General features: G+C 31.2%; 15 protein-coding genes. 1 reads left to right on the forward strand and 14 read right to left on the reverse strand.

Annotation, left to right across the window (positions count from 1 at the left end):
- Window positions 1-156: 156 nt before the first annotated feature.
- From ACJDUG_RS07040 to dapF, 3 genes are all read right to left on the reverse strand, one after another.
- Complete coding sequence (locus tag ACJDUG_RS07040) at window positions 157-1,410, reverse strand: type II secretion system F family protein (RefSeq protein WP_406769187.1); 1,254 nt, start codon at window positions 1,408-1,410, stop codon at window positions 157-159.
- Entirely contained in the window at window positions 1,373-2,896 is a 1,524-nt protein-coding gene (locus ACJDUG_RS07045; protein WP_406769188.1) for a GspE/PulE family protein, read from the reverse strand. Before ACJDUG_RS07045 ends, ACJDUG_RS07040 begins: the two co-directional genes overlap by 38 nt.
- A 183-nt stretch (window positions 2,897-3,079) precedes the next feature.
- Window positions 3,080-3,901 carry a diaminopimelate epimerase gene (gene dapF / locus ACJDUG_RS07050; RefSeq protein ID WP_406769189.1) on the reverse strand — a complete coding sequence of 274 codons (822 nt, stop codon included), beginning with the start codon at window positions 3,899-3,901 and terminating at the stop codon, window positions 3,080-3,082.
- A gap of 321 nt (window positions 3,902-4,222) precedes the next feature.
- Between dapF and ACJDUG_RS07055 the strand changes: the two genes are divergently transcribed.
- Window positions 4,223-5,956, forward strand: coding sequence for an Rqc2 family fibronectin-binding protein (locus ACJDUG_RS07055; RefSeq protein ID WP_406769378.1), 1,734 nt, complete (start codon window positions 4,223-4,225; stop codon window positions 5,954-5,956).
- A 16-nt stretch (window positions 5,957-5,972) separates the two neighbouring features.
- On the opposite strand, the gene ACJDUG_RS07060 is transcribed toward ACJDUG_RS07055, so the two are convergent.
- The 11 genes from ACJDUG_RS07060 to ACJDUG_RS07110 form a co-directional block, all read right to left on the reverse strand.
- Window positions 5,973-7,103: a THUMP domain-containing class I SAM-dependent RNA methyltransferase gene (locus tag ACJDUG_RS07060; RefSeq protein WP_406769190.1), complete on the reverse strand. Its 1,131-nt coding sequence runs from the start codon at window positions 7,101-7,103 to the stop codon at window positions 5,973-5,975.
- 314 nt (window positions 7,104-7,417) lie between these two features.
- Window positions 7,418-8,728 (reverse strand): uracil permease, encoded by a 1,311-nt coding sequence (uraA, locus tag ACJDUG_RS07065; RefSeq protein WP_406769379.1) that lies wholly within the window; start codon window positions 8,726-8,728, stop codon window positions 7,418-7,420.
- Between the two features lie 46 nt (window positions 8,729-8,774).
- The gene (pyrR, locus tag ACJDUG_RS07070) at window positions 8,775-9,311 is read right to left on the reverse strand and encodes a bifunctional pyr operon transcriptional regulator/uracil phosphoribosyltransferase PyrR (protein WP_406769191.1); all 537 of its coding nucleotides are present in this window, start codon (window positions 9,309-9,311) and stop codon (window positions 8,775-8,777) included.
- Between the two features lie 257 nt (window positions 9,312-9,568).
- Window positions 9,569-10,486 (reverse strand): RluA family pseudouridine synthase, encoded by a 918-nt coding sequence (locus ACJDUG_RS07075; RefSeq protein ID WP_406769192.1) that lies wholly within the window; start codon window positions 10,484-10,486, stop codon window positions 9,569-9,571.
- Window positions 10,486-10,932, reverse strand: coding sequence for a signal peptidase II (gene lspA / locus ACJDUG_RS07080; RefSeq protein WP_406769193.1), 447 nt, complete (start codon window positions 10,930-10,932; stop codon window positions 10,486-10,488). Before lspA ends, ACJDUG_RS07075 begins: the two co-directional genes overlap by 1 nt.
- A 24-nt stretch (window positions 10,933-10,956) precedes the next feature.
- Window positions 10,957-11,583: a TraR/DksA C4-type zinc finger protein gene (locus tag ACJDUG_RS07085; protein ID WP_406769194.1), complete on the reverse strand. Its 627-nt coding sequence runs from the start codon at window positions 11,581-11,583 to the stop codon at window positions 10,957-10,959.
- A 69-nt stretch (window positions 11,584-11,652) separates the two neighbouring features.
- Window positions 11,653-12,948: a 3-phosphoshikimate 1-carboxyvinyltransferase gene (aroA, locus tag ACJDUG_RS07090; protein ID WP_406769195.1), complete on the reverse strand. Its 1,296-nt coding sequence runs from the start codon at window positions 12,946-12,948 to the stop codon at window positions 11,653-11,655.
- Window positions 12,932-13,747, reverse strand: a complete 816-nt coding sequence (gene aroF / locus ACJDUG_RS07095; protein WP_406769196.1) for a 3-deoxy-7-phosphoheptulonate synthase — start codon at window positions 13,745-13,747, stop codon at window positions 12,932-12,934. Before aroF ends, aroA begins: the two co-directional genes overlap by 17 nt.
- Window positions 13,748-13,758: 11 nt before the next feature.
- Window positions 13,759-14,451, reverse strand: coding sequence for a 5'-methylthioadenosine/adenosylhomocysteine nucleosidase (locus ACJDUG_RS07100; protein ID WP_406769197.1), 693 nt, complete (start codon window positions 14,449-14,451; stop codon window positions 13,759-13,761).
- A gap of 1 nt (window position 14,452) precedes the next feature.
- Window positions 14,453-15,523 carry a 3-dehydroquinate synthase gene (gene aroB / locus ACJDUG_RS07105; RefSeq protein ID WP_406769198.1) on the reverse strand — a complete coding sequence of 357 codons (1,071 nt, stop codon included), beginning with the start codon at window positions 15,521-15,523 and terminating at the stop codon, window positions 14,453-14,455.
- Between the two features lie 55 nt (window positions 15,524-15,578).
- Entirely contained in the window at window positions 15,579-16,205 is a 627-nt protein-coding gene (locus ACJDUG_RS07110; RefSeq protein ID WP_406769199.1) for a DivIVA domain-containing protein, read from the reverse strand.
- Between the last annotated feature and the right edge of the window lie 7 nt (window positions 16,206-16,212).

The raw sequence follows: 16,212 nt of genomic DNA on the forward strand, positions 1-16,212 counted from the left end.
TGTTGTGTCCTCCTGTTATTCATTGATTTTTGATTTTTATTATTACTGTATTCCTTTTTTGTAATTTAATAGTTCTTAGAATAAATCTCACATTTCATAAAATTCCACAGCATAAGCTTCAAATTATACCTTACGTAATAAAACCATTACTAACACCTAAATAGTGTTCATTAAGTTCATCATTGGCATGAGAACAGCTATAAGCAAGTAACCTATTACAATTGATAGACCAAGTATTAAAGCAGGTTCAAGTAACACTGTGAGTTTATCTATAGTAGTAAATAAGTCTTCTTCTATAATGTCTGATACTTTAATAAGCATTTCATCTAAGTTTCCTGTTTCCTCCCCAATTTTAGTCATAGACATAAAATTCCGAGGAAAGAACTTCATTTTTTCTAGACTTTCCGAAAGGCTTTTACCATCTTTAACTTCCTCTAGGCAATTCCCCACCTCCTTTATTACATATTTATTATCAATAACGCTTAGTGTAATAGTCAGTGCTTTACTTATCTGTATCCCACTTTCTAGTAATATACCAAGAGTTCTTGAAAACCTTACAGAAATCAATTTTATATATAAATTTTTTGTAAGCACATTACTAACCTTAAATTTATCTATTTTTATTGCAGTACTTTCAAGAGTTTTAAAATTCATAAATGCAGCCGCTAAGAAAACAAGTATTATTAGAATAAACAAATAGTTTTCTCTTAGAATTGAACTAATATTTAAGATAATTTTTGTGGATGTTGGAATTTTGGCAGAAATGCCATCAAGGGTTGATACTAACATTGGTATAATAGTTGTTATCATAATTATCATCATTAAAATACTAACAAATAGTACTATGCATGGGTATGTAAGTACCTTTATGAGTCTGTCTTTTATTTTCTTCTCATTTTCATAATACTTTCCAAGCATATTAAAGATTTTATCAAGTCTTCCGCTTTCTTCTCCTACCTTTACCATATTTACTAAAAGATTAGGATAAAGTTTGGAATCCTTATTTAGGCAATTAGATAGAGTTTCCCCCTCATAAATTAGCTGCTCTACTTCTTCTAAATTCCTAGTTAAGGACTTATTTTTAAAATCTTCTTTAAGTATTTGAACTATATCTAAAATATTTAGTCCAGCTGATAGTAATGAAGAAAAGTTATTACAGAATAAAACCAATTCTTTTATAGCCAAAGTTTGTTTATTAAAGCCTAATTTAAATGTTTTTATTTCTTTATAGTAGAAAATAAAGAAGCCTTTATTTCTAAAGGAAATAGATAAATCCTTTTTACTGGTACACCAGCATCTTCCCTTTAATTCCTCTCCATGTAAATTCTTAACCTTGTACTCGCAATATGGCATTTCTAGCACTCCAAAATTTTCAAAAATTATTACCTCTGAGCTTAATATATTCTTCATAAGTGGTTAGGCCTTTTACTGCCTTATCTCTGCAATTTTCACTTATACTTCTCATTCCTAAATTTTTAATTATTTCTCTAATTTCATCTACATTTTTACTTCCGGTAATAAGCACTCTAAGCTCTTCACTGCTTTTCATAATTTCATATACAATAATCCTATTTTTATAACCTGTATAATTGCAAAACACACAGCCCTTGCCTCTATAAAGTACTTCACCAGGTTTTAAATTTAAATTACTTTTTTCCTCAATGTTAGGCTCATAAGGCTCCTTACAAAAACTGCAGATTTCTCTAACAAGCCTTTGTGCGATACCCGCTACTAAGGAATCAGCAATTAAATAACTTGGAATTCCCATATCTTTTAATCTAATTACCGAAGAGGCTGCATCATTAGTATGTAAGGTGGATATTACTAAATGCCCAGTTATAGCAGCCCGAACTGCAATTTCGGCTGTAACCTCATCTCTAATTTCTCCTACCATGACAATGTCAGGATCTTGCCTCAAAATACTCCTTAATCCATTTGCAAAAGTTAGCCCTGCTTTATTATTTACATTTACTTGATTTATACCTTTTAAAGCCATTTCTACAGGGTCTTCAATAGTAACAATATTATTATTACCCTTGTTAACATGATTGAGCATTGAATATAAAGTGGTAGTCTTTCCGCTGCCAGTTGGACCTGTGACTAAAATAATTCCATGCGTACTTTTTAGTAAGTTATTCATTAGTACTTCATCTAAGTTATTAAAGCCTAATGATTTAAGGCTCAGTAATTTATTAGATTTATATAGAATTCTTATTACTATTTTTTCACCATATAGTACAGGCAGAGTAGATACTCTTAAATCCTTATATTCTTCTTCATACTTAAAAGTTATCTTTCCATCCTGGGGAAGCCTCTTTTCAGCAATATCCATGTTTGCCTGCAATTTTATTCTGCTGCAAATACTGCTATATATTTCCTTAGGCAAAGTAAAATCATCTAAGAGTGAACCATCTAGTCTGTATCTAACTCTAGCAGCCTCTTCAAATGGTTCAATGTGAATGTCACTGGCTTTATAGTTTATACCTTGCTCAATTATAGTGTTTGTAATCCTTATAACAGGTGAAGCCTCGGAATGAATAAAGGATGAATTATAAATTCTCTCTTCTTTAACTAAATTTTTGTATTGGAACTTAAGTTTTTCCAACATCGAATTCGTATCACCTATTTTATCCAGTTGGTTTATTAAATTTTCAATTTGAGCTTTTGAGGCATTAAAAACTATAAGATTTTTTTTAGTTAAAAAAACTAAATCCTTTAAGATTTGATTTTCCTCTATTTTATAAGCAGCAATATAAAGAGAGTTTTCTTTCATATATAATGGAATTAAGCAGTATTTAATCATGATCTCCTTTGGAATTAATTTCATTACCTCAAAGTCTGGTTTTATTCCATTTAAATCTATTATCCTGTCATTTTTTATTTCAAAAGAGTTCATATATGTAAACCACACTTTCTTAAGAATTGCGTTAACAATTTTAAGTATAACCACCTAAAAACTTTTTAAACCTATTATTTTTCGCAAAAAATAAAAAATATGCTAAAATTTTTAAGAAATTTGTAAATATCCTAAAAAATTTTAAGCATACATTTTTAATAAACGTTTTTAATATTTTATATTTTAAATTATATATTCACCAATAAAGCTTGTTACTGCGGGTCCAGTCATATATATACCATTTTCAGTAATCTCGATATAAAGAGTTCCTCCTGGGATTTCTACTGTTACCTTATTTTCTACAAGTCCTAATTTATTTGCAACTACAACTGATGCACTGCTGCCCGTTCCACAGGCCAAAGTAGCTCCAGCACCTCTTTCCCAGGTCATAACTCTTATTCTATTTTTATTTGTGACCTCACAAAAATTAACGTTGGTGCCTTTAGGAAATATTTTGTATTTTTCAATTGCTTTTCCTTCTCCAATTAAAAAGTCCTCCAATTTTCCAAAAATAATTGTATGTGGTACACCAAGTAAAACGGAATTAATTTCATAATTTTTATTTTCTATTTCAACCTTTTTCTTTAAAATTTCCTTATCACTAATAACTGGAATATCAGCAGGAGCAAATGTAGGCATACCCATATTAATTGTAACTTCAATAACTTCCCCTTTATCTATTATTAAGTAGGCAGTTTTTACTCCATCGTCAGTTTCAATACTTATGCTATCTTTTTTCTCTACAAGTTCATGCTCCCATACGTATTTAGCAAAACATCTAATACCGTTGCCGCACATGTTGGCTATGGAGCCATCAGAGTTTATTATTGTCATTTTAATATTAGCCAAGCTACTTTTTCTTACAATTAAAATTCCATCAGCACCAATAGAAAAATTTCTGTGGCAAAGTCTTTTTGCTAAGGATCTTTCATCTATTAATTTATTATCTAAATCCTCAATAACAATAAAGTCATTTCCATTCCCATGCATTTTAGTGAATTTCATAATTCTCCTCCATTAGATAATCAAAGTGGTTAGTTTAAGTTTAACTCGTTTCAATGGCAATACGGGGTGGTCTAACTTGCAAATTGCTCATCTGCAGACCACCCATAGAAGCCCATTTAGGGCTTCTACCTTTATTAAGTATAAAGTATCTGCTAAGATATATTACAAATTTCAATTAATAAAAGATTTCTTATTAATTATAATATATTCAGTAAAGCCATTTCAAGAAAGTAAATACATTAATATAGGGAACCTTTGATTTTAAAATATTATAATGATATACTAGCAAATATAAAGTTTACTAGAAAGAAGGAAAAGAATATGCCCTTAGATGGTATTTACTTATATAGCCTAAAAGATGAACTCTATAAAAAAATAATTGGAAGCAGAGTTGATAAAATTTCACAACCAGAAAAGGATGAAATTGTCCTTACTTTGAGAGCAGAAAGAATAAGCTATAAGCTTCTTGTTAGTGCTAGTTCTACTTATCCAAAAGTACATTTAACCAGTGTAAATAAAGTTAACCCTATTAAGGCCCCTATGTTTTGTATGGTACTTAGAAAATATCTAGGTAACGGAAAGATAATAGGTGTTTCTCAAGTGGATACAGATAGAATCTTAATTATAGATTTTGAAAGCGCAGATGAGTTAGGCTTTAATAGTGTATATTCAATGATAATTGAGATAATGGGAAGACACAGCAATATAACACTTATAAGGAAGCGGGATTCAGTAATAATAGACTCTATAAAGCATATAACTCCAGATATAAATAGCTATAGGAGCTTATACCCAGGAATAAAATTTATATATCCTCCTTCTTCAACTAAGATAAGCCCTTTTAATTTCAGTTATGAAGATTTAAGTAATTTTATTGAACTGAATTTTATAAAATTTGAACCAAATATGTTTTCAAAGATTTTTACTGGAATAAGTTCCCCTTTTTCAAAATCCATAGCTATAGAATTAGATAAAAATAATGTAGAATTGAACTTAACGAGCTTAAAGCAAATATTTATTTATATTTTTAATTTATTTGAAGGTTTAAGGACTAGTAATTTTGAGTTTATATCCTATAAATTTGGTGTCTCACTAAAGGATTTTTATTGTATTAAATTACATCAATATAGTGGTCTTTCAGAAAAAGTATTTTCCTCACCTTCAGAGTTAATTGAAAGTTTTTATTATGAAAAGGATAAAAGTGATAGATTAAATATAAAGAGCTCTGACCTGCAAAAAATAATTCACACTAATATAGATAGATGCAATAAAAAGTTAGAACTGCTAAAAGATACATTGATTGAGTGTCATAGCAGAGAAAGTTATAAAGTAAGTGGTGAATTATTAACTGCGAATATTTATAATATTAAAAAGGGCATGAAAGAAGTTCGTGTCTTAAATTATTATGCACCAAATGAAGAATATATAAATATACCTATTGATGAAAATAAAACCCCTTCTGAGAACATTCAAGGTTATTATAAAAAATACAACAAACTTAAAAAATCTGCAGAAATGGGAGGGCTTCAAATAAAGGCTGCTTCTGAGGAGTTAGACTACTTACAGTCTGTATTAACAAATATTAAGAATGCAGAAAGCTATGAAGAAATTGAAGAGATTAAAAGAGAGCTTATTGACACTGGATATATAAGATTTAAAAAGGAAGATAAGAAAAGATTTAAGCCTTCAAAACCTATGCATTTTATAGCAAGCAACGGTGAGCATATATACATTGGGAAAAATAACATTCAAAATGACTTTTTAACACTGAAATTTGCTGATAAAAAGGATATATGGCTTCACACTAAAAATATTCCCGGATCTCATGTAATTATAAAAGCTGCAAATGTGGTGTCAAAGGAAACCATTGAAGAAGCTGCTATTCTTGCAGCCTATTACAGCAAAGGAAAAGAATCCACTAAGGTACCTGTAGATTATACTGAAGTTAGAAATGTAAAAAAGCCCTCCGGAGCGAAACCAGGTATGGTAATCTATTATACAAATAAAACAATCTATGTAAATCCCGAAAAATTAGAGCTTCAAAAAATAGATTAAACAGGTTTTAACCTGTTTAATTATTTTTTGGCGGATTATTAATAAATTGATAATAGTAGCAAAGCAGTCTTCCATTATATAATTTTCTATTTTTGTCAGCCTTTTTTCCAAAAAGCTCTTGAAATTTAAGGTTTGAGGTTATTACGAAGAAAGACCAGGAATCAAGATTTCTATAGAGATCCCCCATTGACTTGTATAGTTCCTCTACTTCAATCATATCCCCTAATCTTTCGCCATAGGGTGGATTACTTATTATAAAACCATATTTCTTTTGTGAGCTAAACTCTCTCGCATCACGTTTTTGAAAGGCAATATATTCTGACACACCTGCTTTTAAAGCATTTTCCCTTGCTGTTTTAAGCAGTCTTCCATTAACATCAGAAGCTAGTATTAGAAAGCTTTCCTTATTAATTTTACTTTTAGCATAGCTTCTAATTTCTTCCCAAATAGCCTTATCCATGGTAGGCCAGGTTTCACATACAAAGCTTCTGTTTAAGCCAGGTGCAATGTTTTTTCCTATTAGTGCAGCTTCTATTGGTATGGTTCCTGATCCGCAGAAGGGATCTGCAAGCACTCTACTCGGTTCCCAAGAACTTAAGAGTACTAAAGCAGCTGCTAAGGTTTCTTTAAGCGGCGCCTCCCCAGCAAGCTCTCTATAGCCTCTTTTATGTAAGCCTGAACCTGTTGTATCAATGGTTAAGGTAGCTATATCCTTTAAAAGAGCAATTTCAATTTTATAAACTGGTCCATCTTCTTCAAAATAGTCAAGGCTATACTCCTTTTTCATAGCTTCCACAACAGCCTTTTTAACTATGGATTGGCAATCTGGAACACTATGAAGCACGGACTTTATAGATTTGCCAACCACATGCATTTTACCATTCTTAGGGATAAGTTCTCCCCAGGGCACTCTAAGTGTTCCTTGAAATAGCTCTTCGAAGCTCTCAGCCTTAAATTCAGTCATTTTTATTAAAACTCTATCTGCAGTTCTAAGCCAGGTATTGCAAATTGCTATATCATATTCATCGCCTTTAAAGCTAACCTTACCATTTTCACTTTTTAAATCTTCATAGCCTAATAATTTTAATTCTTTAGCTACAACTGCTTCTAAACCAAAGGTCGAAGTTGCAATTAAATCAAATTCCATAAAATTTACTCCTCGTATATTAAGTCTATAACCAGCAAAATCATTGATGTAGACTTATTTATTTTTATATCTTGTATAGATAATAAAGCACTTAAAATTTGCTAAAATAAATATACTATAATATGAAAAAAATAACAACCTTAACATTAAAATAGCCAAAAAACCAAGTGTTACTCAGTTTTTTAAGAAGTACACTTGGTTTTACAGCTATAATAATTTAATGACTATTTATTTTATTCCTTTATTCACTTAATTTTTAATGACATATTTTTCATATCTTAATCTTTGATATAGACAACTTTAAGTTTTTTATTTTAATCTTCACTTTTAATTATATATTTCTCATTCATAAGACCTAACTTATCTAAAATATAGAATAATATTGATAATAGAGTTCCTATTACTGCTGCTAATGCCATTCCTTTAAGTTCAACATCACTGCTTAATTTTACTGATGCTCCACTTACACCTACAACAAAGGTTACAGCTGCCAGTACCATATTATAACTCTTGCTAAAATCAACCTTTTGTTCTACAAACATTCTAAGACCTGAGGATGCAATTACCCCATAAAGCAATATTGTAATCCCACCCATAACCGGACTTGGTATTGTTTGAATAGCTGCAGCTATTTTCCCAATACAGGAGAATATTATAGCTAATATTGCAGCTCCTCTAATTACCCAAACGGAATATACTTTTGTTATAGCCATTACCCCTATATTTTCTCCATAGGTTGTATTTGGAGGAGAACCTGCGAAACCAGAGATAATATTACTTAAGCCATCTGCAAAGAGGGACATATGAAGTCCTGGATCTTTAATCAAATCTCTGTTTGTTATATTTCCAGTTACGATTAAATGACTAATATGTTCTGCTAGAACTACCAAACATGCAGGAGCTATTATAATCATTGCCTTTGTATTAAATATAGGTGCTGTGAAAGTAGGTAATTTAAACCAAGGAGCATCTATTATAGGCTTAAAATCTACCATTCCCATAAATAACGCCAGTACATATCCAGAAAGTACTCCAATTAATATTGGAATAATCTTAAAAAACTTTCTAAAAACCACAGAGCCTATTGTTCCTACAAGTAAGGTAAATAAGGAAACAGTTAAAACCTTTGGATCCGCTGTATAAGCTTGTACTACCTTACCAACCGCTGTAGGGGCAGCAGCTAAGCCTGCCATCTGAGCTGCTGTTGGAGCAAGCTCTAGTCCTATTACTGCAACTACTGCTCCCATTACAGGTGGTGGCATAATTACATCTATCCACTTTATTCCTACAAAGCGTATTACAATAGATATTATAACAAAGAACACTCCGAAGAATATGAATCCAACTTGAGCTTCTCCAAATCCCCCACCTCCTGCTAGTATTGCAAAAGTAGGTGCAAGAAAGGCAAAGCTTGAACCTAGATACGCCGGTATTTTTCCTTTTGTAATGAAGGAGTAGATTAAAGTGCCTATTCCGTTCATGAGAAGAGCTATGGCCGGATTAATACCAAATAAAATTGGCACCAATATTGTTGCACCAAACATAGCAAAAAGATGCTGAAAACTTAGAGGAATTGTTTGTAAGATAGGTAACCTTTCGTCAATATCAATGTAATTTTTCATAATTGCCTCCTTTTAGCCTCTCTGGGCTATATTAAAAGAATTCTTTAGTTTAGATTTCATATATTTTAACTGAGTCTGTACCATCTACTTCCATTAATTCAACAGATACTAGCTCTTCCTTTGAGGTAGGAATATTCTTGCCAACATAGTCAGCCCTAATAGGAAGTTCTCTATGACCTCTGTCAATTAATACTGCAAGCTGAATAACCTTTGGCCTTCCATGATGAATAACTGCATCTAAAGCAGCCCTAGCAGTTCTTCCAGTATATAGTACGTCGTCAACTAATATGACAGTTTTATCTTTAATATCTATGTCTAAGGTATCATTATTTAATACAGGTAAATCACTAATTTGAGATAAATCATCCCTATATAAAGTAATATCTAAACTTCCTACCTGAATAGATACTCCTTCAATGTTTTTAATAGCATCTGCAATTCTATTTGCTAATGGATAGCCTCTTCTTTTAATCCCTAGTAGAATTACATTTTCTACACCCTTATTCTTCTCAATTATTTCATGTGCTATTCTAGTTAAGGTTCTTCCAATAGCCTTATCATCTAAAATTTGAGTTTTAAATTTCAACTTTATTCCTCCTATTGTCGGAACACTGAGTAATTTAAGATTACTCACTCCGTTCGCAAATTACTCGTAAAAGCCCATTTAGGGCTTTTACCTCCTAAATTATAAGTAGCTCTTGTTAAAACAAATTAAAAAGCGCCTTGATGTAAGATCAAGACGTATAATAACATAATAAGCTATTACAATATGCGCCTTATGATCTCACAGGATCACTTAAAGGAATATTTATTCATTGGAAATATAATATCACATATTATTTCTTATTTCAATTCATTTTTTAAGATATTGATAACTTTTTTAAAGTCCTCCGGTGGTTCAGTGCAAAATTCTACATATTTCTCAGTTCTAGGATGAATAAAGCCTAAAAGCTTTGCATGTAGCAGCTGACCCTCTAAATTAAATCTTTGTTTTTTATAACCATAAACAGGATCACCTACAATTGGATGACCCTTATATGCCATATGTACACGAATTTGATGTGTCCTTCCTGTCTCTAATTTACATTCAATTAAGGTATTATTTTTGTACCTTTCAATAGCCCTATAATGAGTAACGGCTCTTCTGCCATCTTTAACTATAGCAATTTTAACCCTTTCTATAGAATGCCTACCTAGGGGTTCATCAATAGTTCCTTCCTCTTCCTTTATAATGCCTTCTACTAAAGCAAGATATACTCTATTCATACTGTGATCCTTAAGCTGCAGAGCCAATTTATTATGTGCATAGTCATTTTTTGCAACAACTAAAACACCTGAAGTATCCTTATCAATTCTGTGAACAATCCCAGGTCTAGATACTCCATTTATTCCAGAAAGGTCTCTGCAGTGGCCTAATAATGCATTAACAAGAGTATTTTCATAAACACCTGCTGCAGGGTGAACTACCATTCCTTTAGGTTTGTTCACAACTATTAAATCACTATCCTCGTATAAAATGTCAAGGGGAATGTTCTGAGGCTTAATAGATAGTTCTATAGGATCCGGTATATTAATTAAAATTGTATCTTCGCTGTTTATTTTATAGTTACTTTTCTTAAGTCTATTATTTACTAATACACTGTTTTCTTCTATTAAATTTTGAATATAAGACCTAGATTTTTCTTTAAGCATATTTGCTAAATATACATCTAGCCTCATACCGCTTGAAGTTTCATCCACAACAAATTGCTTTTCTTCCATTATACTTCATCCCTTATTATACTTAATGCTAGTAGACAGGTTCCAATAACCACAAACATGTCTGCCACATTAAAGGTAGGAAAATAATATACAGTTTTATAATGAACCAATATAAAGTCCACCACAAACTTATACACAAATCTATCAATTAAATTACCAATTGCTCCTGTAATAATCATTGCCATACTAATTCTTAAAAACCTAGACTTCGGCTTATATTTAACTAAATAAAAGATCATAGCTAAAACCACTATACTTGTAACAATTGATAGCAGCTGTACTTTATTTTGAAAGATACCAAAAGCAGCACCTCTATTTTCTAAATAGGAAAAGGCAAAAATATTTTTTATAATTACCACATCCCCATTTATGTATAGACTTTTTAAAGCCCAAAGCTTAGTTATTCTGTCTAATAATAGACCTAAAACAATAATTAAAATTTCCATCCCCATCTCAACCTTTCATAAATATTAATCTGGAAGTTGACTTTTGTATTGATCATTACTTACCTTTTCAATTGGTTCAACAAAATCCTGATCATCATTCATATACTCGTAATCTACGTTCTCTCTCCATTCGTTACTTTGAACGTCCTGATAGCTGTCCTCAGCATCATAACCAACCTGATTATATGTTTCATCAAAATCATTAAAACCATATCCAAAGGGTTTGCCTAAAACATCTTCTTCAATTGCCCTATTATTTTTTTCCCTAGGCTTTAGGTTTGCATTTTTCTCTTGGCAGGAAACACAAAATTCTGTGTAAGGTATAAATTCAAGCCTTTCTTCAGAAATTTCTCTTCCGCACATTTTACATATACCATAGGAACCATTTTCTACACTTCTAAGTGAATCCTCTATTTTACCTATTAAACTTATTTCATGTTCCTTGAGTGCCCTCCCTTTTTCTGCATCATAAAGCTCTGTTGCCACGTCTGAGGGATGATTATCATATATTGAGAGTTCAGATAATTCACTTGAGAACTCTTCACTTGAGTTAAAGGTCTCATTGCCTTCCATTTGTTTAATAAACTCTAAAACATCTTCTTTTTCCTTAAGCAGCCTATTTCTAAAAAACTTTAACCTATCTTTATTCATAATACCACCCACCTAACTATATTTTGTATCTTTATATATTTTCTCATAATCAGGTGATTTTATTACTTTTTAAGTTTGAACATTAAAAAATTCACTAAGGATACTTATAAAGTTTGGAAAAGAAATGTGTGTACATTCCCAATTATTTATTATGGTAGATCTATAGTTTTTACCGCCTAAGGCAGTAAATGCCATGGCAATCCTATGATCATTATAAGGATTAATATAAATATCTTTATTTAAATACCCGTTATTACCTGTAATCTCCATATAGTTATCATTGTAGTTTACCTCTATCCCGCATTCAAGTAAATTTTCTACAATGGACTTAATTCTATTACTTTCCTTATATTTTAGTTCCGATATTCCATTAAAGATTGTTCTTCCCTCAGCAAAACAGGATAAAACAGCTAGAATTGGTATTTCATCGATAATATTAGGTACCTCATCCTCTTCAATGACTGTCCCTTTCAAGCTGCTGCTTTTAGCAATTATATATCCAACTTCTTCATAATTTTCTGTTTTAATTACCTTATACTCAATATTAGCATTCATTTTTATAAGTATATCTAGGTATTTTTTTCTTCTCTCATTTAATAATACATTTTCAATTTTAATATTACAATCTTCATGCATAAGAGCACAGCCTATTACAAAGGCCGCAGAAGATATGTCACCGGGAATTACCATATTCTTAACTTTAAGATTCGAATTACTAATGCTTATTCTTAAATTGTTTACCTCAATATTACTGCCTAAAGCTTTAAACATACGCTCAGTATGGTCTCTAGAGCATTTCTTTTCTATAATTGTAGTTTTTCCTTCACTTAAGAAACCTGCAATTAATAAACAAGATTTTACTTGAGCTGATACAATAGGCATACTATATTCTATTCCTATTAATTTTTTACCCCTCATAAAACTTAAAGGTAATAGATTATTATTGGTATTTATTTCAGCTCCCATTTGCCTTAATGGCTCAATTATCCTATCCATTGGTCGTTTTCTTAAGGAATCATCACCATAAATAGTTCCATTTAAGTTAGAACCTGCAAGAAGTCCAGATAATAGTCTTGCTGTTGTCCCCGAGTTACCAGCATCTAATACTCCTGCATCTTTATTAAAGTTTTCAAAGCCAGGGGAATTAATTATAATATCACCCTTTTGGATTTTTATCTTAACACCAAGACTTTCCATGCATGTTAGTGTTGATAAGCAATCTAGGTTACTTGGAAAATTCTTAATTGTATATTCTCCTTTTCCCAAGGCCCCAATAATTAGTGATCTATGAGCTATGGATTTATCCCCAATAAGGTTAAAAACCTTATTTATTGACCTATCCTTTTTTTTAAGCTTTATCTTCATAAAATATACCTTCCAGCTTTTTAACTCCTGAAATAATGTTGCCTAGTGCTTCAATAGATATAGTCTGCCTAGAATCAGATAGAGAATTTTCTGGACTTATGTGACTTTCAATTATTAAACCATCAGCACCTGCAGCTATAGATGCTAAAGACATATTTGGTACAAGTTCTCTTAGTCCTGTTCCATGACTAGGGTCAACAATTACTGGCAATCTGCACTTTTTCTTTATAGCTGCTACACTATTTAAATCTAAAGTATTCCTAGTGTAGCTTTCAAATGTTCTTATTCCTCTTTCACACAAAACTACATTTTCATTTCCGCCAGAAACTATGTATTCAGCTGCTTTCAGCCATTCTGACAAGGTTGCACTCATTCCTCGTTTAAGTAGTATTGGCACATTAACTTTTCCAAGTTCCTTAAGAAGACTGTAATTATACATGTTTCTTGAGCCTACTTGAATCATATCGGTAAAATCCATGGACATTTCTACATCCCTAGGGTCCATTATTTCAGTTACTACAGGCATTTGAGTTTCTCTTGAAACTGCTTTCAAGATTTTTAAACCTTCGAATTGCAAGCCCTGAAAATCATAGGGTGAGGTTCTTGGTTTAAACGCTCCTCCCCTAAGCATTTGAACTCCAATCTTTTTAAGCTCAATTGCTATTTTCAGCATTAAATCATAATTTTCAACAGAGCAAGGACCTGATATAATTATTTTTTCTGTACCACCGAATTTTAAATCCCTAACCTTAACCTTAATATCATCCCCACTTTTTTTATCTACTAATAGATTTCTCATTTACTAATCACCTACATATTCTTAAGCATACTTTTTAAAATCGTTGTGGAATTTTCAACAGCAATATCTTTAAATTTTTCATAATCAATATGAGCTCCAGTATTTGCATTATCTGAAATAGATCTAATAACTACAAATGGAACATTGTTTAAATAGCATACCTGTGCAATACTTCCGCCTTCCATTTCACAGGCTAGAGCTCCAAACTCCTCCTTAAGCCATTTAATTTTATTTACATCCGCAATAAACTGGTCTCCTGTAACTATTCTTCCAATAAAGCTATTTATTTGAATAAGCTCCATTGAGCCTTTCTTTGCCTTACTTACAAGCTCTTCTGAACATTTAAAATCATAGGTATCAAGCCTCGGAACCTGCCCTATTTTATCTCCAAATGCTGTAGTATCAATGTCATGTTGAATTAAATTATCAGCAATAACCACATCCCCAGGCTTTATATCAAATCCAATCCCTCCTGCTATTCCTACATTTATTACACAGTCCACATTGAAATCATCAATTAAAACTTGCGCACATATAGCGGAATTGACCTTGCCAATACCACTTCTAACTACTACGACTTCTTGCTTCCAAAGGTTTCCGCAGTAGAATTCCATATTTGCCTTAATTTCTTTTCTTTTTAGATTTATTTCATTAATAAGCTTAGCAACTTCTTCATCCATTGCTCCGATTATACCTATACTCATCCTAATTCTCCTTACAAATACTGCTATCTAAAGCCCATTTTAATTCGTCTTCACTTACATTTATTTTTATTTCGCTTTGTCCAATATTCCTTAATAATACAAAATTTAAGTTGTTAAAATTTTTCTTATCATGTTTTATAGCATACAAAAAGCTGCTGTAATTGTCAACTTTATACCTATCACTTATCCCAAATTTACTATATAAATTTAGAACTCTAGTATATACTGTTTTAGGTAAACCTAATATCTTTTCTGAAAGTTTTATAGCCGGTAGCATTCCTAATGATACAGCAGTACCATGATTCACCTCATATTCTGAAGTGATTTCTAGACCGTGTCCAACAGTATGGCCAAAATTCAAAATGTTTCTTTTATTCTTATCTTCAAAATCTTCTTTTACTACCTTTGTTTTTATATTAAGACAGGTATATATAATATGCATCATAGTTCTATTATCTAGCTTCAAGACTCTATCAATATTGTTCTCAATATACTGGAACAATTCCACATCTTTTATTAGTCCATATTTAATTACTTCACCCATTCCATTTAGTATTTCTTCTTTATTTAAGGTAGTTAAGAAATCAGTTGCAATATATACAAAAGCTGGTTCGTAAAAGCATCCTATGGAATTTTTTAAATTTAAAAAATTATAACCAACCTTTCCGCCAACTGAACTATCCACTTGAGAAATTAGGGAAGTTGGAATATTTATAAACCTAATTCCTCTCATGAAGGTTGCAGCTGCAAAACCAGCTAAGTCTCCTACAACTCCACCTCCTAAAGCCATAATAAAGCTTTGTCTGTCAGCATTGCCCTCTATTAAAAATTCATATATATGGCTTATAGTATCGTAATTTTTATTTCCTTCTCCATTTTTTATTACTATCACTTGGCAGTTGTATCTACTCTTTAAATCCTTTAATAGTGTTACATATATAGCAGCAATCTTATCATCAGTTACAACAAAAATTTTATCTTTGGTACTTACGTATTCCTTCACAACTAAACCAAATTCTTCAAAACTATTTGACAAGCAAATATTATATGAATTTCCACTAACTAGCTGCATATTAGCCCTCCTTTAATCAAAATAGAAAATCTCACTCTTAGGAGTGAGATTCATGCTACTCTGATTTTACAAAAAAACTTTTAATTTCATTTAAATTATCATCTTTAAAGTCTTCATCTTCTATATCTTTCACTCTAAAATCATCGTTATCATTTTCTGAAGTAGTTTCAGTCTGAATTTCTTTTTCTATAATATAATCTTCAGAAACAGATCCAATACTATAATTTTTAACTACATCCTTTTCTAAACTCTCAAACATTTCTATTTGAGTATTCATAAAGTTTTTAAACTTTGTTCTGAACTTTATGAATTCCTGCTTTATTCCTTCATAATCATCATTTACTTTTAACACATCATTGTGTGCTTTATCTAAAATTCTTTGAGAAGTTTCATTTGCACTTCTAATAATAATATCTGCTTCCTTTTGAGCAGTTTGTTTTGACTGTTCTGCTGCGTTTTGTGCTAATAATAAAGTGTTTTGGATAGTAGTTTCCATTTTAGCATAGTGTTCAATTTTTTCATTTAAGCCAAGCATTTTTTCCTTTAAAGATGAATTTTCCTTGTATAGTGCCTCATAATCTTCTGCTATATTATCTAGAAATTCGTCAACTTCTTCAGAAGAGTATCCCCTTATTACTTTTTTAAATTCCTTATTTGATATATCCATAGGAGTAATTTTCACTTTATCC

Source organism: Candidatus Clostridium stratigraminis (assembly GCF_045310675.1).
Classification (GTDB): domain Bacteria; phylum Bacillota; class Clostridia; order Clostridiales; family Clostridiaceae; genus Clostridium_AT; species Clostridium_AT stratigraminis.

Excerpts from the sequence above, each read along its gene's own strand:
- ACJDUG_RS07100 (WP_406769197.1), bottom strand. The coding sequence starts at position 14,451 with ATGAGTATAGGTATAATCGGAGCAATGGATGAAGAAGTTGCTAAGCTT.
- ACJDUG_RS07085 (WP_406769194.1), bottom strand. The coding sequence starts at position 11,583 with ATGAATAAAGATAGGTTAAAGTTTTTTAGAAATAGGCTGCTTAAGGAA.
- ACJDUG_RS07045 (WP_406769188.1), bottom strand. The coding sequence starts at position 2,896 with ATGAACTCTTTTGAAATAAAAAATGACAGGATAATAGATTTAAATGGA.
- ACJDUG_RS07060 (WP_406769190.1), bottom strand. The coding sequence starts at position 7,103 with ATGGAATTTGATTTAATTGCAACTTCGACCTTTGGTTTAGAAGCAGTT.
- aroA (WP_406769195.1), bottom strand. The coding sequence starts at position 12,948 with ATGAAGATAAAGCTTAAAAAAAAGGATAGGTCAATAAATAAGGTTTTT.
- lspA (WP_406769193.1), bottom strand. The coding sequence starts at position 10,932 with ATGGAAATTTTAATTATTGTTTTAGGTCTATTATTAGACAGAATAACT.
- ACJDUG_RS07075 (WP_406769192.1), bottom strand. The coding sequence starts at position 10,486 with ATGGAAGAAAAGCAATTTGTTGTGGATGAAACTTCAAGCGGTATGAGG.
- ACJDUG_RS07040 (WP_406769187.1), bottom strand. The coding sequence starts at position 1,410 with ATGAAGAATATATTAAGCTCAGAGGTAATAATTTTTGAAAATTTTGGA.
- aroF (WP_406769196.1), bottom strand. The coding sequence starts at position 13,747 with ATGAGAAATCTATTAGTAGATAAAAAAAGTGGGGATGATATTAAGGTT.
- ACJDUG_RS07055 (WP_406769378.1), top strand. The coding sequence starts at position 4,223 with ATGCCCTTAGATGGTATTTACTTATATAGCCTAAAAGATGAACTCTAT.
- aroB (WP_406769198.1), bottom strand. The coding sequence starts at position 15,523 with ATGCAGCTAGTTAGTGGAAATTCATATAATATTTGCTTGTCAAATAGT.
- dapF (WP_406769189.1), bottom strand. The coding sequence starts at position 3,901 with ATGAAATTCACTAAAATGCATGGGAATGGAAATGACTTTATTGTTATT.